At 68.1% G+C, this 17,708-nt stretch carries 18 protein-coding genes; 10 read left to right on the forward strand and 8 right to left on the reverse strand.

Going from position 1 to position 17,708, the window contains the following annotated elements; all coding sequences use genetic code 11:
• Positions 1-289: 289 nt before the first annotated feature.
• Both ACYVLQ_RS22535 and ACYVLQ_RS22540 read right to left on the reverse strand, forming a co-directional pair.
• Entirely contained in the window at positions 290-1,207 is a 918-nt protein-coding gene (locus tag ACYVLQ_RS22535; RefSeq protein ID WP_460699481.1) for an SDR family oxidoreductase, read from the reverse strand.
• 32 nt (positions 1,208-1,239) lie between these two features.
• A complete protein-coding gene (locus ACYVLQ_RS22540) occupies positions 1,240-2,019 on the reverse strand; it encodes an SDR family oxidoreductase (protein WP_460699482.1) in 780 nt (259 codons plus the stop codon).
• Between the two features lie 50 nt (positions 2,020-2,069).
• Between ACYVLQ_RS22540 and ACYVLQ_RS22545 the strand changes: the two genes are divergently transcribed.
• From ACYVLQ_RS22545 to ACYVLQ_RS22575, 7 genes are all read left to right on the forward strand, one after another.
• A complete protein-coding gene (locus ACYVLQ_RS22545; protein WP_068022545.1) occupies positions 2,070-2,834 on the forward strand; it encodes an enoyl-CoA hydratase family protein in 765 nt (254 codons plus the stop codon).
• A complete protein-coding gene (locus ACYVLQ_RS22550) occupies positions 2,834-3,712 on the forward strand; it encodes a CoA transferase subunit A (RefSeq protein ID WP_460699483.1) in 879 nt (292 codons plus the stop codon). Before ACYVLQ_RS22545 ends, ACYVLQ_RS22550 begins: the two co-directional genes overlap by 1 nt.
• Positions 3,709-4,467 carry a CoA-transferase subunit beta gene (locus ACYVLQ_RS22555; RefSeq protein ID WP_460699484.1) on the forward strand — a complete coding sequence of 253 codons (759 nt, stop codon included), beginning with the start codon at positions 3,709-3,711 and terminating at the stop codon, positions 4,465-4,467. Before ACYVLQ_RS22550 ends, ACYVLQ_RS22555 begins: the two co-directional genes overlap by 4 nt.
• Positions 4,464-5,537, forward strand: coding sequence for an NAD(P)H-dependent flavin oxidoreductase (locus tag ACYVLQ_RS22560; RefSeq protein WP_460699485.1), 1,074 nt, complete (start codon positions 4,464-4,466; stop codon positions 5,535-5,537). Before ACYVLQ_RS22555 ends, ACYVLQ_RS22560 begins: the two co-directional genes overlap by 4 nt.
• 10 nt (positions 5,538-5,547) lie before the next feature.
• Entirely contained in the window at positions 5,548-5,850 is a 303-nt protein-coding gene (locus tag ACYVLQ_RS22565) for a hypothetical protein (protein ID WP_460699486.1), read from the forward strand.
• Between the two features lie 185 nt (positions 5,851-6,035).
• Positions 6,036-6,917, forward strand: a complete 882-nt coding sequence (locus ACYVLQ_RS22570) for a helix-turn-helix domain-containing protein (protein WP_460699487.1) — start codon at positions 6,036-6,038, stop codon at positions 6,915-6,917.
• Positions 6,914-7,129 (forward strand): DUF397 domain-containing protein, encoded by a 216-nt coding sequence (locus tag ACYVLQ_RS22575; protein ID WP_460699488.1) that lies wholly within the window; start codon positions 6,914-6,916, stop codon positions 7,127-7,129. Before ACYVLQ_RS22570 ends, ACYVLQ_RS22575 begins: the two co-directional genes overlap by 4 nt.
• 69 nt (positions 7,130-7,198) lie before the next feature.
• Here the strand turns inward: ACYVLQ_RS22575 and ACYVLQ_RS22580 are convergent, their stop codons facing one another.
• The 6 genes from ACYVLQ_RS22580 to ACYVLQ_RS22605 all read right to left on the reverse strand — a co-directional run bounded on the left by ACYVLQ_RS22580 (position 7,199) and on the right by ACYVLQ_RS22605 (position 14,015).
• Positions 7,199-9,202, reverse strand: coding sequence for a molybdopterin-containing oxidoreductase family protein (locus tag ACYVLQ_RS22580; RefSeq protein WP_460699489.1), 2,004 nt, complete (start codon positions 9,200-9,202; stop codon positions 7,199-7,201).
• A 51-nt stretch (positions 9,203-9,253) separates the two neighbouring features.
• Complete coding sequence (locus ACYVLQ_RS22585) at positions 9,254-10,405, reverse strand: acetyl-CoA C-acetyltransferase (RefSeq protein WP_460699604.1); 1,152 nt, start codon at positions 10,403-10,405, stop codon at positions 9,254-9,256.
• A gap of 46 nt (positions 10,406-10,451) precedes the next feature.
• A complete protein-coding gene (locus ACYVLQ_RS22590) occupies positions 10,452-11,066 on the reverse strand; it encodes a TetR/AcrR family transcriptional regulator (protein WP_460699490.1) in 615 nt (204 codons plus the stop codon).
• Positions 11,067-11,167: 101 nt separating this feature from the next.
• Positions 11,168-11,905: a hypothetical protein gene (locus ACYVLQ_RS22595; protein WP_460699491.1), complete on the reverse strand. Its 738-nt coding sequence runs from the start codon at positions 11,903-11,905 to the stop codon at positions 11,168-11,170.
• A gap of 99 nt (positions 11,906-12,004) precedes the next feature.
• Positions 12,005-12,799: an SDR family oxidoreductase gene (locus ACYVLQ_RS22600; protein WP_460699492.1), complete on the reverse strand. Its 795-nt coding sequence runs from the start codon at positions 12,797-12,799 to the stop codon at positions 12,005-12,007.
• 13 nt (positions 12,800-12,812) lie between these two features.
• Positions 12,813-14,015 carry an acyl-CoA dehydrogenase family protein gene (locus ACYVLQ_RS22605; protein WP_460699605.1) on the reverse strand — a complete coding sequence of 401 codons (1,203 nt, stop codon included), beginning with the start codon at positions 14,013-14,015 and terminating at the stop codon, positions 12,813-12,815.
• A gap of 87 nt (positions 14,016-14,102) precedes the next feature.
• Between ACYVLQ_RS22605 and ACYVLQ_RS22610 the strand changes: the two genes are divergently transcribed.
• The 3 genes from ACYVLQ_RS22610 to ACYVLQ_RS22620 are packed head-to-tail and all read left to right on the forward strand — an operon-like array spanning position 14,103 to position 17,689.
• Positions 14,103-15,671, forward strand: coding sequence for a FadD3 family acyl-CoA ligase (locus tag ACYVLQ_RS22610; protein WP_460699493.1), 1,569 nt, complete (start codon positions 14,103-14,105; stop codon positions 15,669-15,671).
• Positions 15,668-16,558 carry an enoyl-CoA hydratase gene (locus ACYVLQ_RS22615; protein WP_460699494.1) on the forward strand — a complete coding sequence of 297 codons (891 nt, stop codon included), beginning with the start codon at positions 15,668-15,670 and terminating at the stop codon, positions 16,556-16,558. Before ACYVLQ_RS22610 ends, ACYVLQ_RS22615 begins: the two co-directional genes overlap by 4 nt.
• Complete coding sequence (locus ACYVLQ_RS22620; protein ID WP_460699495.1) at positions 16,559-17,689, forward strand: acyl-CoA dehydrogenase family protein; 1,131 nt, start codon at positions 16,559-16,561, stop codon at positions 17,687-17,689.
• Positions 17,690-17,708: the final 19 nt, after the last annotated feature.

Consider the following 17,708-nt stretch of genomic DNA (forward strand, 5'->3'; position numbering starts at 1 on the left):
TCATAACTGCCGAGTGTTTGCTCGCGCAGTGGGATGGTGTGACCTGCCCCACGGCGCTGTGAGCACCCGAATCGCCCGAAGGCGGCGACGACCGGGACGTGGACGGGAATCGGGCTGCACCCCGGCGTCCACCGATCGCCGTTCCGAGATACCTGCTGGCATCCGGGCTCTTGCTACTCGCACAGGATGATTCGGTGCCGGAGACCGGCCGGATCGCCGCCGCGGGAAGGTTGCGGCGCGTCGCGCGATTCGGCCGTGGCGTGTCGGACCTGCGGCAATCGCCGCGGGATCAGGCGCCGTAGACCGGCTCCGGCGGCGTCGACTTGGCAATCAGCTCGCGTACCGCGGGCCCGAGTTCCGCCGGTTCCCAGCGCGCGCCGCGATCGACCGGCACGCCGTGCCGCCAGCCGTCGGCGAGCGCCACCTTGCCGCCCTCGACCTCGAACATCCGGCCGGTCACACCGGCCGAATCCGGGCTGCCCAGCCACACCACGAGCGGGGAGATGTTCTCCGGGGCCATGGCGTCGAAGCCCTCCTCCGGCGCGGCCATCATGTCGGCGAAGACGGTCTCGGTCATCCGGGTGCGGGCGCTGGGGGCGATGGCGTTCACGGTCACGCCGTAGCGCCCGAACTCGGCGGCGGCGGTGATGGTCAGCCCCGCGATCCCGGCCTTGGCCGCGCCGTAGTTGCCCTGTCCGACGCTGCCCTGCAGGCCCGCGCCGGAACTGGTGTTGATGATGCGGGCGTCGACCGGCCGCCCTGCCTTCGACTCCGCGCGCCAGTACGCGGCGGCGTGCCTCATGGTGGCGAAGTGGCCCTTGAGATGCACCCGTACCACCGCGTCCCACTCCTGCTCGGACAGGTTCACCAGCATCCGGTCGCGGACGATACCGGCATTGTTGACCAGCACGTCCAGCCCGCCGAAGGTCTCGACGGCCTGGTTGATCAGGCGCTCGGCCCCGGCCCAGTCGGCGACGTCGTCACCGTTGACGACCGCCTTGCCGCCCAGCTCGAGGATCTCCTCGGCCACCTGGGCGGCGGGCGAATCCGTGCGGGGGCTGCCGTCGAGTTCCGCGCCCAGGTCGTTGACCACCACATTGGCGCCCGCGGCGGCGAAGGCCAGCGCGTGCGCGCGGCCGATACCGCCGCCCGCCCCGGTCACGATGACGGTGCGCCCGGCACAGATCCGATCGGTGTTGTCTGCCATATTCGTCGCTCTCATTTCGGTTGTGCTGCTGGTCAGGAGTCGTTGACGGTGGCGGCGTCCAGGAACGCCGGGCGCTCACCGCCGCCGTGCACGAGCAGCGAGGCGCCGTTGACGTAGCCCGCCAGCGGGGAGGCCAGGAAGGCCGCCACCCGGCCGATGTCCTCCGGCGCGGCCATACGCCGCAGCGGGACGGTGGCGCCGACGGCGGCGACGCCCGCCTCGTCGCCGTAGTGCAGATGGCTGGATTCCGTGTTCACCATGCCGACGATCACCGAATTGACCCGGACCTTCGGCGCCCACTCCACCGCCAGGGAGGTGACCAGGTTGTCCAGCCCCGCCTTGGCCGCGCCGTATGCCGCGGTGCCGGGCGAGGGCCGGTGGCCGCTCACGCTGGAGATCATCACGATCGAGCCGCCGCCGTGCTGCTCCTGCATCACGGCGTTGGCGGCCTGCGAAACCAGCAGTGGGGCAAGCAGATTCAGCTCGACGATCTTCGAGTGGAAGTTGCGGCTGGCCTTGGCCGCCAGGGCGAACGGGGCGCCGCCCGCGTTGTTGACCACGTGGTCGATCCGGCCGTACCGCTCCACGATCCCGTCGATCAGCGCGGGCACCGCGTCGCCGTCGCGCACGTCGCAGGGCAGGAAGTCCGCCGTGCGGCCCGAGCTCTCGATCGGGGCATCCGCCGGGCGGCGCGCGCAGGTCACCACGGTCGCGCCCGCGTCCAGGAACATCCGGCTGATACCGGCCCCCACTCCCCGCACGCCGCCGGTGACCAGAACGACGGCTCCGGAGAGGTTCACTTCGATTGCCACCGTGATAACCTACCAAGCACTTGCTTGCTTTGCCAACGAATGGACATGCGATGGGGATCAACCGTCACACCGAGACCTCGGGGATCGAGGTCGTCACGATCGACTACCCGCCGGTCAACGCCCTGCCCACGGCCGGCTGGTTCGGAGTGGCCGACGCCGTTCGGGCGGCCGGGCGCGAGCCGGAGACCAAGGTCGTGGTGCTGCGCGCGGAGGGCCGCGGGTTCAACGCGGGCGTGGATATCAAGGAGATCCAGCGCAATCCGGGCCACCAGACCCTGATCGACGCCAATCACGGGTGCTACGAGGCGTTTTCGGCCGTGTACGAGTGCCAGGTGCCGGTGATCGTCGCGGTGAACGGCTTCTGCCTGGGCGGCGGCATCGGCCTGGTCGGCAATGCCGATGTGATCGTCGCCTCCGACGACGCGACCTTCGGCCTGCCCGAGGTGGAGCGCGGGGCGCTGGGCGCGGCAACGCATCTCGCGCGGCTGGTGCCGCAGCACATGATGCGGACGCTGTTCTACACGGCGAGCACGGTGACCGCGCAGCAGCTGCAGCACTTCGGCTCGGTGTACAAGGTGGTCCCGCGCGCCGAACTGGATTCCGCCGCAATGGAAGTCGCCAAGAACATCGCGGCCAAGGACGGCCGAGTCATCCGCGCCGCCAAGCGCGCCCTCAACGGGATCGATACCCAGGACGTGCACCGCAGCTACCGGTTCGAGCAGGGCTTCACCTTCGAGCTGAACCTGGCGGGCGTGGCCGACGAGATCCGCGACCGGTTCGATGCGGACTTGGCCGCGAAGCGGGGTGAGAACTGATGCGCGACAAGCGAGTAAGCCTCGACGAGGCGGTCGGGCAGCTGCGCAGCGGCATGACCGTCGGGATCGGCGGCTGGGGTTCGCGCCGCAAACCGCTGGCCTTCGTGCGCGCGCTGCTGCGGTCCGATGTGACCGACCTGACCGTGGTCTCCTACGGCGGCCCGGACCTCGGCCTGCTGTGCTCGGCGGGCAAGGTGCGCAAGGCCTATTACGGCTTCGTGTCGCTGGATTCGGCGCCGTTCTACGATCCGTGGTTCGCCAAGGCGCGCACGGGCGGCGAGATCGTGGTCCGCGAAATGGACGAGGGCATGGTGAAGTGCGGACTGCAGGCCGCGGCCGCCAGGCTACCGTTCCTGCCGATCCGCGCGGGGCTCGGTTCGGATGTGCTGAGTTTCTGGGAGGGCGAGTTGCGGACGGTGCGGTCGCCGTACCCGAATGCCGACGGCCGCACCGAAACTCTGGTCGCCATGCCCGCGCTGACGCTGGACGCGGCGTTCGTGCACATGGACCTGGGCGACAAGCACGGCAATGCCGCCTACACCGGGGTCGACCCGTACATGGACGACCTGTTCTGCCTGGCCGCCGAGCGCCGCTTCCTGTCGGTGGACCGGCTGGTGGAAACCGAGGAACTGGTGAAAGCCGTTCCGCAGCAGGCGCTTCTGCTCAACCGCATGATGGTCGACGGCGTGGTGGAGGCGCCCGGGGGCGCGCACTTCACCTTCTCCGGCAGCTACGGCCGGGACGAGAAGTTCCAGCGGCACTACGTGGAGGCCGCCAAGGAGGCCGACACCTGGGCCGCGTTCAAGGCCCGGTTCCTGGATGTGCCCGAGGACGAATATCAGGCCGCCGTCCGCGAATTCGACGAGGAGCGCCGATGACCGACACCACCACCACGACGCGCGCCGAGGTGTGCGCGGTCGCCTGCGCCGAGATCTTCCGCGGCGCCGGGGAGATCATGGCCAGCCCGATGTCGCCGACCCCGACCATCGGGGCGCGGCTGGCGCGGCTGACCTTCGAACCCGATCTGCTGCTCTCCGACGGGGAATCGCAACTGCTCGCCGAGACGCCCGCGCTGGGTGCGAAAGCGCCTGTGGAGGGCTGGATTCCGTTCGGAAGGGTCTTCGATGTGGTCGCGTCCGGGCGGCGGCATGTCGTCATGGGCGCCAACCAGCTCGACCGGTTCGGCAATCAGAATCTGTCGGCGTTCGGGCCGCTGCAGCAGCCGACCCGGCAGATGTTCGGGGTGCGTGGCGCGCCGGGCAATACGATCAACCACGCCACCAGTTATTTCGTGCCCCGGCACAGCAAGCGGGTGTTCTGCGAGCAGGTCGATATCGTCTCCGGAATCGGTTACGACAAGGTCGATCCCGAGAATCCGGCGTATCGGTTCCACCATCTGCACCGCGTGGTGAGCAATCTGGGCGTGTTCGACTTCGGTGGACCCGACCACACGCTGCGGGCGCTGTCGCTGCACCCGGGGGTGACGCCGGACGAGGTCGCCGACAACACCTCGTTCGAGGTGGGCGGGCTGGATACCGCCGGGACCACCCGGCCGCCCACCGAAGAGGAACTACAGATCATCCGGACCGTGCTGGACCCCAAGGGGATTCGCGACAAGGAGGTTGCGGGATGACGGCGCGGCTCCGGACTCCGCTCACGGAACTGGTCGGCATCGAGCATCCCGTAGTCCAAACGGGAATGGGCTGGGTGGCCGGTCCACGGCTGGTCGCGGCCACCGCCAACGCGGGCGGCCTGGGCATCCTCGCCTCCGCGACGATGACGTACGCCGAACTCGAGGCGGCGGTCGCGAAGACCAAGGCGCACACCGACAAGCCGTTCGGCGTGAACATCCGCGCCGACGCTACCGACGCGCCGGAGCGGATCGAGTTGCTGATCCGGGAGAAGGTGCGCGTCGCGTCGTTTGCGCTGGCGCCCAAAAAAGAACTCATCGCGCGGCTCAAAGATGCCGGGGTAGTGGTGGTTCCGTCGATCGGTGCGGCCAAGCACGCGGTGAAGGTGGCCTCGTGGGGCGCCGATGCGGTGATCGTGCAGGGCGGCGAGGGCGGCGGGCACACCGGCCCGGTCGCCACCACGCTGCTGCTGCCTTCGGTGCTCGACGCGGTCGATATTCCGGTCGTGGCCGCGGGCGGGTTCTTCGACGGGCGCGGCCTGGCCGCCGCATTGTCCTATGGCGCAGCGGGTGTCGCGATGGGCACGCGTTTCCTGCTCACCCAGGAGAGCACCGTGCCCGACGCGGTGAAGCGGGAGTACCTGAACCGCGGCCTGCAGGACACCGTGGTGTCGCTGAAGGTCGACGGCATGCCGCACCGGGTCCTGAACACCGATCTGGTTGAGCGACTGGAGCATTCGGGCCGCTGGCGCGGGCTGGCGGCAGCGGTCTCCAACGCCGTGAAGTTCAAGGGCATGACCGGCATGAAGTGGTCGACCATCGTCCGCGACGGCCTGGCCATGCGTAAGACCAAGGACCTCACCTGGTCCCAGGTCATCATGGCCGCCAACACCCCTATGCTTCTGAAATCCGGCCTGGTCGAAGGCAATACCCACGCGGGTGTCCTCGCTGCGGGCCAGGTCACGGGCATCATCGAGGACCTGCCCACGGTCAAGGAACTCGTCGACCGCATCGTCGGCGATGCCGCCGTGCGGATCGACGCGCTCGCCGCCCTGCGCCACGAGGTCGGGTAGGTTCACGGTTGTGCGTACATCGAACAGCAGTATGTCGTTCCGGCGTGGCATCAGCGGGCTGATGCTGGCCGGTGCGGTGGTCGCGGGTGTGCTGGCGGGCCCGGCGGCCACGGCATCCGCCGACAACGGCGTGCCCCTCACCAGCGAGGTCGAGCAGTCCCCGGTGGCCAACGACGGCTGCACCTTCTCCTCGGTCGGCGGGTCGTGCAGCGACCCCGGGCCGGTGGGCGGCGCCCTGATCGCCTTCCGGAATTGGCTCGTCAGCATGGGTTACGGCACCGGCAGTTCATCGCTGTCCGCCTACTTCTTCTGACATTCCGCGCCAGGTCCCCTGATATGGATGTTTTCACCTGGGCGGCGGCACTCGGCCCTATGGGTTTTCTCCTGGGAGAACAGGCCGGACCGACACCATTGCTCTGAAGCTTCCGTGATTGCCCCGCCTCCATGGCAGTGTCATGCCGAAATCACATGACTGCTGATGGGAGCGGGGTAAACACAATGCAAGGTGTCGGCAGCACACTTCCGCGGCGGCGGCTGGGACGCCTGCTGCGCGACTTGCGGCATCAGACGGGTATTACGCTGGAAGAGGCGGCGCATCTGATCGAACTCAGCCCCAGCTCACTCCAGCGCCTGGAAACCGGGCAGGCCACGCGCATTCGATTGGTGGATATTCGGGAGCTGTGCAGGCTCTACGACGCCGATGAGGTGACGGCGGCCGGGCTGCTCGGGCTGGCACAGCAAGCAACGGAGAAATCATGGTGGAACGCGTACGGCGGCCTGATACCTCCTGACTTCGATGTATACGTCGGATTGGAAAGTGCTGCGCGGCAGATCTTTTCGTACACTCCCGATGCGGTTCTCGGGCTCTTGCAAACTCCCGCATATGCCCGCGTTCTGGCTCGCAGTGTGTATCCGAACGACTCCGACGCCGAGATGGACCAGCGGATGGAGTTGAAGCTGAAGCGACAGGCAAAGCTCACCCGCAAGCGCCACCCTGTCCGCTTGAGTGTCGTTCTCCTCGAGTGTGCCCTGCGCCGGATGGTCGGTTCACCCCGGATCATGGCCGCCCAACTCCGGCATCTCGCCGATATGAGCACCAGGCCCAATATCGACCTGCGAATCCTGACCTACCGCGCAGGAGTGCCGTTGGGTGACCCGATCGGGCTGTTCACGATTCTCGAATTCGGCACCGACAACAGGGGCGAAGTGCTCGAACCACCCGTTGTGTACCTCGAAAACTTCACCGGCGATCTGTATCTGGAGACCCCGGACGACGTTCAGCGCTACCATGAAGCCCACCAGGCGATTCGACGGGCTGCGTTGGACAACGTCGCAAGCCGGAACTTCATCCGCCAGATTGCTAAGGAGTTCGTTGCGTGAGCAACTTCAACGACGTTGATTTATCGAATGTGGTGTGGCACACAAGTTCCCGCACTTCGGGCGGCAAGGACTGCGTCGAGGTCGCCTTCCTCCCCGACGGCTCCATCGGCGTCCGAGACTCGAAGGACCGCACCGGCCCCGCCCTGCGCTTCTCCGGCAGCGAGTGGGACACCTTCACGGCGGCACTGACGAACACAGATCTCACTCCGTAGGCGACCGGTCGGCAGAGCCGTGCGGGAACAGTGCCTCTGCCGACCACACCCGCGGCAGCACTGCTGAGTTCAAGGATGCGCTCTTGGGGGTGATCCGTTTCGACCCTCCTGGCGGTTGATCGTCACCTGAACTCGGTTGTCGTGGAAGACCGCTCCCCCGCCGAAGTCCGAGTCTCGTTCGTCGATGGTGGCGTTGACCGTGGCTCCGCCGGTGAATTTCGCCCAGCGGCCCTTGGGGGTGGCGGCGACGCCGGGGCGCACGCGATCGGAGACTTCGGCCGTGGCTTCGAAACTGCCTCGGTCGTTCGAGACGAGTACCGGTGCGCCGTCGGCGATTCCGCGGGCCGCCGCGTCGTCCGGATGGATCGTGACGCGGGGTTCGCCTGCGCGGCGGCGTAGTTCGGGGTTGTTGCCGAAGGTGGTGTTCAGGAAGTAGTGGGAGGCCGCCGAGATCAGGATCAGGCCGTCGCCCGGGTCGGACGGCGGGGTGTATCCGGCGAGCGGGTCGTGCCCGGCCTGGGCTGCCCGCGGCGATACGAACTGCAGTTTGTCCACAGGCACCGGACCCGGCTCTACCTTCAGGAATCCGTCGGCACGCAGCCGCTCGAAGTCGTATTGCTTCAGCAGTTGCCGGGCCAAGTCCTCGTCGGAGTCGTAGACCGACGGTTCGGTCACGCCCATGCGGTGGGCCAGGCGCCGGAAAGTCTCGGTGGTGGAAAGGCATTCGCCGGGCGGCTCGACCGCGGGCTCGTTCCACACCAGGTACATGTTGCCGTAGGCGGCCAGCACATCCAGGTGCTCGGGCTGCATGGTGGCGGGGAGCACGATATCGGCGTAGTCGACGGTGTCGGTCGGGAAGTGTTCCAGCACAACGGTGAACAGGTCCTCCCGAGACAGGCCCTCGATCACCCTGTTCTGGTGCGGGTTCGAGCCGACCGGATTGGCGGCGATCACGAACAGCGCCTTGACCGGGGGATCGTCGACCTCCAGCAGGCTGTCTCCGAGCCGCGTCTGCGACAGCGTGCGGACCGGATTCGGCAGCAGGTCGAACCGCACCAGCTCCGGGAGATCCAGCGTGAAGTGTCCGCTGGTCGAATAGTGCAGTCCCCCACCGGGAATCGCCCAGTCGCCGGTGACGCCCGGCAGGCAGGCCAGGGTGCGCAGCGCCATGCCGCCACCCGCGTGGCGCTGGATGCCCTGTGAGGCGCGGATCGCGGTCGGCCGGGTGGTGGCGATCCGCTCGCCGAGCGCCACGATCTGTTCCTCCGACAGGCCGGTGATCGCCGCGGTTCGGTCGGGGGTGAATTCTTCTATGCGCGCACGGAATTCGGGCCAGCCGACGGTGCGTTGGGCGAGGAATTCGGTGTCCTCGGCGCCCATCGAGACGACCACGTGCATCAGCCCGAGAGCCAGCGCCGCATCGGTCCCCGGCAGCGGCGCCAGGTGCTCGTCACAGCGCTCCGCCGTGCGGGTCCGGACGGGATCGATCGCCACCGTGTGAGCGCCGCTGTCCTGGATGAACTTCCACACGTGGTGTCCGGAGGTGAGCGGGTTGGTCCCCCACAGCAGGATCAGCTTCGATTTCGCGAAGTCCTCCGGATCCATGCCGCCCGAGGTGCCGAGCGTGTATTTCGCGCCCAGTGTCCCCGAGATCGAGCAGATCGTCGGATCGAGCAGCGACGAACCGAGCACGTTGAAGAATCGCCGCCCCGAAAACCCTTCCAGCCCTTGGATATAGCCCAGGCTGCCGGTCCCGTGGAACGGCCAGACCGCCTCGCCGCCGTACTCGTCGATGATCCCGGTCAGCCGCGCGGCGATCTCGTCCAGCGCCTCGTCCCAACCGATCCGCTCGAGGCGCCCCTCTCCCTTGCGCCCCACCCGCCGCATCGGATACATGATCCGGTCCTCCGCATGCAACTGCTCGAGATACCGGTTCACCTTCACGCACAACGCGCCCCTGGTCACCGGATGGTCCTTGTTCCCCCGCAGCCCGACCGCCACCCCGTCCTCGACGGTCACCACCCACGAGCACGCATCAGGACAATCCAGCGGGCAAGCACCCAGCACCTTCACCCCACCGATCGTAACCCCGGCCGAAAGCACGCCGGGGACGCGGAGCGGTGGTCAGGTCAGGCGTTCGATGATGGTTACGTTGGCGGTGCCGCCGCCCTCGCAGATGGTGAGGAGGCCGTAGCGGCCGTTCACGCGTTCCAGTTCGTTGAGGAGGGTGGCGAAGAGCTTGGCGCCGGTGGCGCCGAGGGGGTGGCCGAGGGCGATCGCGCCGCCGTTGACGTTGACCTTGTCGGGGTCGGCGCCGGTCTCCTTCAGCCAGGCCAGCACCACCGAGGCGAAGGCCTCGTTGATCTCGATGACGTCGATATCGTCGATGGTCAGGCCGGTCTTCTCCAGCGCCCACCTGGTGGCCGGGATCGGCGCGGTGAGCATGAAGACGGGATCCGCGCCGCGGGCGCTGACGTGGTGGATGCGGGCCCGGGGGCGCAGGCCGTACTCGGCGACCGCCCATTCGGAGGCGAGCAAAGTCGCGCTCGCACCGTCGGAGATCTGGCTGGCCACCGCCGCAGTCAGCGGGCTGCCGTCGCTGAGCGGCTTCAACCCGGCCATCTTCTCGAGGCTGGTCTCGCGCGGACCCTCATCGATCCAGAAGTCGCCGACCGGCACGATCTCGCGGTCGAACTTGCCCTCGGCGATGGCCTTGCGGGCGCGCTCGTGGCTGCGCAGCGCCCACTGCTCCATATCCCGGCGGCTGATGCCCCACTTCTCGGCGATCAACTGGGCGCCGTTGAACTGCGACACCTCGCCGGTGCCGTAGCGGTGGTCCCAGCCCTGCGCGCCGACGAACGGCGATTCGAAGCCGTACTCCTTGCCCGCCAGCATCGCCGCCGAGATCGGGATGGCGCTCATGTTCTGCACGCCGCCCGCCACGATCACCTCGGCGGTGCCGCTCATGATGGCCTGGGCGCCGAAATTGATTGCCTGCTGGCTGGATCCGCACTGCCGGTCGACGGTGACGCCCGGAACGACCTCGGGATACCCCGCCGCCAGCCAGGCGGTGCGCGCGATATTCCCGGCCTGCGGGCCGATCGCGTCCACACAGCCGAAGATCACGTCGTCGACCTGGATCGGGTCGATCGTATTGCGCCCCAGCAGACCCCGCAGGACACCCGCGCCCAGATCGGCCGGATGCACACCGGCGAGCGACCCGCCGCGCTTGCCGATCGGGGTGCGCACGGCATCGATGACGTACGCCTCTCGCAAGGGCGAGTACTGCGGTCGGGCGGATGGTGCAGACATGACGAAACTCCTACTTGCGTTGCTGCGCTTCAGGATTGGTGAGGCCATCGAGCACGATGGTCAGATACTGCTTGGCGAGGCTGTCGACGGTGATGCGGCCGCCGGGCTGGTACCACCGCACAGCTACCCACACGGTGTCGCGCAGGAAGCGGTAGGCGAGTTCGATATCCAGTTCGGGGCGGAAGCTGCCGTCCTCGACGCCGCGGGCGAGCACCTTGTGCCACAGCTCACGGAACTCCTGATTGTACTCGTCGATGTAGGCGAAACGCGGTGTGCCGCTGAGCCTTTTCGCCTCGGCCTGATAGATGGCCACCGCGGCGTGCCAGCGGTCGAAGGATTCGTAGGACGCGATCACCAACGCCTCCAACGTATCTCGCGGCGACAGGCCGGAGTCGACGATCTCCCGATAGCGGCCGAACAGATCGTCGAGGAAGCCGCGCAGGATCTCGTCCACCATCGACTCCTTGGAGTCGAAGTGGTGGTAGAGGCTGCCGGATAGAATTCCGGCCGCGTCGGCGATGTCCCGGACCGTGGTCGCACGGAGCCCGCGCTCGGCGAACAGACCGGCCGCCAGGGCAAGCAGTTCGTTGCGACGTGCGGATTTGGATGCGTCGGGAGCGGTCACCCGCCTATAGTACAACCAAGCATTTGCTTGGTCCACGCCCGCTCCCCCACCATCCCGCCAAGCGAGCACGCCGGAATATGAGGTCGAGCGCGTGGCCGGAATCAGCGGAACGAGTAGCGCAGGGGCGACGAGACCGAGAGGTCGGCCAGTAGGCGGTCGCAGATCACCACCGGCGACACCCCTGCCCGCGCCATGCGCGCCACCAGTGCCAGCCGCCGCTCGCAGCTGTCCCATTCGACGGTCAGCGGCCCGCGGCCAGGGCCCGCGTCGACAGTCGCCATGGCCCGCGGTGGGCCGACCGGCATGGGCTGCTCGCTGATCTTCAACACCATGCCGCGCTGCCAGGCGCGGTAGGTCTCCATATCGGCGCCGATCACCAATTTGTCGGTGGCGGCGCACAATCCCTCGGCGATCGTGTCGGCGAAGGCCACGCGGTCGAAGCTGAACTGGCGGCAGCGCCGCACCACCTCCAGCAGGTCGGCGCGCACCTCGCGCAGCAGCTCGTGCTGTTTGCGGCGATGCCGATCCTCGTCGGACTCGTCGGCGTGGGCCACGTGTTCCAGCCCGATGCGCTGGGCACGCATGCGGTCGCGCGCCAGGTCGGCACGCAACGCGCCGCGCGGATCGCGGGCGACGCCGATCTCGTCGACCGAGTGCTGCTCCAGGATCTGGGCGGCACGCATCGCGGTCGCGCATTCGGAGGTGTGATCGAGCAGTTCCGCACCGAGGGTGAGCGCGGCCAGCACGATGCTGTCCAGCCGTCGACGGGCCAGCACAACCTCGCGTACCAGCTCGAGTTCCAGCTCTTCGTTGTCTTCCTGACGACGGTCCAGCCCCATGGGTGGTCCCTTCGCAAATTTAGGAACCGGCCCTCATCAGGATTGCACACCCGGGGGTGCTCGGGGCACCCAATTTTCACCGTCTCCGGCGCGGCAACGTCAGGCGCGCTGACTGCTCACCGAAACCACCTCGCCGGTCAGGTACGAGGTGTAGTCACTGGCGAGCATGGCGATGGTGGCCGCCACCTCCCACGGTTCGGCCGCGCGCCCGAACGCCTCGCCCGCGGCGAGCCGGTCCAGCAGATCGGCCGAGGTGACCTTGTCCAGGAACGGGTGCCGGGCGATGCTCGGCGCGACCGCGTTGATCCGCACGCCGAGTTCGGCGGCCTCCACGGCGCTGCACCGGGTCAGCGCCATCACGCCCGCCTTGGCGGCGGCATAGTGCGCTTGACCGTGCTGGGCCCGCCAGCCGAGCACGCTGGCGTTGTTGACGACGACGCCGCCGTGCCCCGCGCCGCGGAAGTAGTTCAGTACCGCGCGGGTGCAGCGGAAGGTGCCGTTGAGCGTGATGTCGAGGACGCGGTTCCACTGCTCGTCGGTCATGTCGACAACCGGTGTCTCCCCGCCCAATCCGGCATTGTTGACCATGATATCGATGCGGCCCAGGCGCTCTGCCGCCGCCCGGATCAGCTCGTCGACCTGTTCGGTGCTGGTCACGTCGCACACCACCGAACTGACCCGGCGGTCCGGATAGGCGGCCGCCAGCTCCTCCTCGGTCTGCCGCACGCGCCGCTCGTGCCAATCGGAGACGACGACGTCGGCGCCCTCGTCGAGCAGGCGACGCGCGGTCGCCGAGCCGATGCCGGTCCCGGCGGCGGCGGTGATCACGGCGTTGCGACCGGCGAGCAGGCCGTGGCCGGAAATCGGCTGGGGCGCAACGGAAAGGTCTGTCACGGGATGGTCCTTCCTACCGAGCCTCACGCGGCAGACCGAGCACGCGTTCGGCGATGATGTTGCGCTGCACTTCGTTCGAACCGCCGTAGATGGTGTCGGCGCGGCTGAACAGGAACAGGCGCTGCCATTCGTTCAGGTCGTCGGGCAGCGAGATCAGGCCGGGCGCGCCCAGCACGTCCATGGCGAGTTCACCCAGACCGCGATGCCAGTTGGCCCACAACAGTTTCGACACCGACGCCTGACCGGCGGCGGTCCGCGGGTCCACCGTGTCGTGGCCGGACTCCAGCGTGCGCAGAGCGTGTGCCCGCAGCACCCGCAACCCGACCCAGGCCTGGTCTATCCGCTCCGCGATGACCGGATTCTCCAGGGCGCCATTGGCTTTCGCCACCGCCTCCAGGTCGGCCAGCTCCCGGGCGAAGCGGATCTGCTGCCCTACGGTGGAGATGCCGCGCTCGAAGGTCAAGGTGCCCATGGCGACCTTCCAGCCGTCGCCGGGCTCACCGACCACCAGATCGGCCGCGGTGCGGGCGTCGTCGAAGAAGACCTCGTTGAATTCGGCGGTTCCGGTGAGCTGGATGATCGGGCGCACCTCGATGCCGGGCTGCTTCATCGGCACGAGCAGGTAGGACAGGCCCTTGTGACGGGACGAGCCCGGTTCGGTGCGGCAGATCGCGAAGCACCAGTCGGCGACGTGCGCCAGCGAGGTCCAGATCTTCTGTCCGTTGATCGCCCACTCGTCGCCGTCGCGGCGCGCGGTGGTGGTCACGGCGGCCAGGTCCGAACCCGCGCCGGGTTCCGAATACCCCTGGCACCACAGCTCGGTGACGCTCTTGATCCCGGGCAGGAAGCGCCGCTTCTGCTCCTCGGTGCCGAAGGCCAGCAGCGTCGGGCCGAGCAGTTCCTCGCCCAGGTGCGACACCCGGCTGGGGGCGTCGGCCTTGGCGTATTCCTCGTGAAAGATCACCTGCTGACGCAGGGTGGCGGCGCGGCCGCCGTATTTCTCGGGCCAGCCGAGGCAGGTCCATCCGGCGGCGGCCAGGTGGCGGTCCCACTCCAGCCGCTCGTCGAACGCCTCGTGCTCGCGGCCCGGACCGCCGAGCCCGACCAGGTCGCGGAACTGTCCGTTCAGGTTTTCGGCCAGCCATTCGCGCACGTCGGCGCGGAATTCGGCATCCTGGGAGGATTCCGCCGCGGTACCCGGATCGTGGGTCTGGATCACACTCACTCCGGTAGAGTAACCTACCAAGCACTTGCTTTGTATACCGACAGATTCTGATTCGCGGCTCGCCGCGGGAGGACGACCGTGACAACCCCTGTGCAGACCACTCCCCTCGCCCTGCAGGAGGCGGCGCGCACCTTCGGCGACGCGCCCGCCGTGCACGACGGCGACGTCCAGCTGAGCTGGGTGCAGTTGCTCGATGCGGTCCGGCGGACGGCCGGGGCGCTGATCGCCCGCGGTGTCGAGCGCGGTGACCGGATCGCCATCTGGGCGCCGAATACGTACCACTGGGTGGTGGCGGCGCTGGCCTCGCACTACGCCGGTGCGGCGCTGGTTCCGCTGAATACTCGATACGTCGCCGCCGAGGCGGCGGAGACCTTGGAGCGCGTGAACGCCAAGGCGCTGTTCGTGGCCGGGCCGTTCCTGGGGCGCGATCGGCTGGCCGAATTGCGGGATGCGGCACCGGATCTGGTGATCGATACGGTCATCGTGATTCCAGGGGACAGGCCCGGCGAGCCCCCCGAATTTCCGGCAGATGGGAACGCGGTCGTCGAATGGTCCGAGCTCGAGCGCCTCGCCACGCAGGTCTCGCGGGATGATGTGATCGTGCGCGGGGAATCCGTTGGCCCCGAGGATATCTCGGATATCCTGTTCACCTCCGGCACCACGGGCCGCAGCAAGGGCACCCTGGTCGCGCATCGGCAGGCCCTCGACGTGGTGCGCGCCTGGTGCGAGTGCTCGACGGTGAACAGCTCCGACCGGTACCTGGTGATCCCGCCGTTCTTCCACAACTTCGGCTACAAGGCGGCCATGATCGCCTGCCTGGTCACCGGCGCCACCATCGTGCCGCAGGCGACGTTCGACGTGCCGGAGACGATGCGGATGGTGCAGCGGCAGCGCATCACCGTGCTGACCGGACCGCCCACGATCTACCAGACCATCCTGGAGCACCCCGCCCGCGCCGATTTCGATCTGAGCAGCCTGCGGGTGGCCGTCACGGGCGCCGCGACCGTCCCGGTGGTGCTGATCGAAAGAATGCGCAGCGAACTGAAATTCGATGTGGTGGTCACCGCCTACGGACTCTCGGAATCCGCCGGATTCGGCACCATGTGCCGACCCGACGACCCCGCAGAGGTGATCGCGGGCACGTCGGGCGGGCCGATCGCCGGATTCCAGCTGCGCATCGACGACAACGGCGAGCTGCTGATGCGCGGGCCGAACGTCATGCTCGGCTACCTCGACGATCCCGAGAACACCGCCAAGACCATCGATCCCGACGGCTGGCTGCACACCGGGGATGTCGGAATCCTCGACGAGCGCGGCTATCTGAGGATCACCGACCGGCTCAAGGACATGTACATCGCGGGCGGCTTCAACGTCTACCCGGCGGAGATCGAACAGGCGCTGGCCCGATTGGACGGGGTCGCCGAATCCGCCGTGATCGGCGTGCCGGACGAGCGGATGGGCGAGGTGGGCAAGGCCTACATCGTGCGCAGGTCCGGCACCGCGCTCACCGAGGACGACGTGATCGCCTATGCCAAGCAGACATTGGCGAACTTCAAGGTGCCCCGCTACATCGAGTTCCGCGACCAGCTGCCCTACAGCGCCGCCGGAAAGGTACTCAAGCGGCAACTACGGGAGGAGATTTCGTGACCGAGAACCCCGACGGGCAGATCCCCGACGAAGGCGAGGTCGTCACCTACGTACGCCGCGGGCCGGTCGCGATCGTCACGATGAACCGGCCGCGGTACCGCAATGCGCAGAACTCGGTAATGACCTACGCGCTCGACGCCGCCTTCACCCGCGCCGTGGAGGACGCCGAGGTCAAGGTGATCGTGTTGGCGGGCAACGGGAAACACTTCTCCGCCGGACACGACATCGGCACGCCGGGACGCGACCACCACGTGCACTACGCGAACAAGGCCGCGCTGTGGTGGGACCACGTCGACCGCCCCGGCGGCGATCAGCGCTTCGCCCGCGAGTCCGAGGTCTACCTGGGCATGTGCCGCCGCTGGCGGGAGCTGCCCAAGCCGACGATCGCGGTGGTGCAGGGCGCCTGCATCGCGGGAGCGCTGATGCTGGCGTGGTCGTGCGATCTCATCGTCGCCTCCGACGACGCCTTCTTCTCCGATCCCGTGGTACGCATGGGAATTCCGGGTGTCGAGTACTTCGCCCACCCCTGGATGCTCGGGCCGCGGCGCGCCAAGGAGATCCTGTTCACCGGTGACCGGTTCACCGCCGCGCAGGCCTACGAGTGGGGCATGGTCAACCGGGTGGCGCCGCGCGAGGAGCTCGAGGCACAGGCCCTGGAACTGGCCGAAAAGATTTCCGCCATGCCGCAATTCGGGCTGGCGTTGGCCAAGAAGGCCGTCAACCAGTGCGAGGACCTGATGGGCATGCGCGCGGGAATGGACTCGGTATTCGGCCTGCACCACTTCGCGCACGCCCACAACGCCGAGGTCGGCGCGGACTCGCTGGGCGGCATGAACGCGAAATCCATGAAAGCCAGTGCGGCACAGAACCAGAACGGGGCGAAGTAGATGAACCTGGACTACGACGCGGCCACCGAACAGTTCCGGCTGGAGGTCCGGGAGTTCCTGCGCACCAACGTTCCGGCGACCCCGCTGCCGTCGATGGACACCCAGGCGGGTTTCGAGGCGCACCGGGAGTGGGAGCGCACGCTGGCCGAGGCGCGTTTCTCGGTGGTGTCCTGGCCGACCGAGTACGGCGGGCGCGATGCCTCGCTGCTGGAATGGGTGCTGTTCGAGGAGGAGTACTACGCCGCGGCGGCCCCCGGACGGGTCAGCCAGAACGGCATCTTCCTGCTGGCGCCAACGCTTTTCGAGCACGGCACGCCGGAGCAACTGGAGCGTATCCTGCCGCGGATGGCGCGCGGCGACGACATCTGGGCGCAGGCATGGTCCGAACCGGAGGCCGGTAGCGACCTGGCGGGCATTCGGTCCAGCGCGCGGCGGGCCAACGGCGGCTGGATCCTCAACGGCCAGAAGACCTGGAGTTCGCGTGCGTCGTACGCGGATTGGGGTTTCGGGCTGTTCCGCAGCGATCCAGAGGCCGAGCGGCATCGCGGGCTCACCTACGTGATGTTCCCGCTGTCCGCGGACGGTGTCACCGTCCGGCCCATTCCGCAGCTCGACGGCGAGCCCGGCTTCGCGGAAATCTTCCTGGACAACGTCTTCGTCCCCGACCGCGATGTGATCGGCGCGCCGAACGAGGGCTGGCGGGTCGCGATGAGCACCTCGAGCAACGAGCGCGGCCTCTCGCTGCGCAGCCCGGGACGGTTCAACGCGACCGCGCGGCGCCTGTTGGAGCTGTGGCGCAGCACCGCCGATCTGTCCGACACCGAGGCGCGCAATCGCGTGGTGGACGCGTGGGTCGGCGCCGAGGCCTACCGGCTCAATACCCTCGCCACCGTGACCCGGCTGTCCGAGGGCGGCAAGCTGGGCGCGGAATCGTCGGTCAACAAGGTGTTCTGGTCCGAACTCGACATCGCCATGCACGAGACCGCCCTGGACCTGCTGGGCCCGGCCGCCGAGCAGCGCAGCGGATGGACCGACGGATACCTGTTCTCCCTGGCGGGGCCGATCTACGCGGGCACCAACGAGATTCAGCACAACATCATCGCCGAGCGGCTGCTCGGCCTGCCGCGGTGACAGGTCGGAGGCGAATCAT

This window comes from Nocardia thraciensis, from assembly GCF_054782435.1.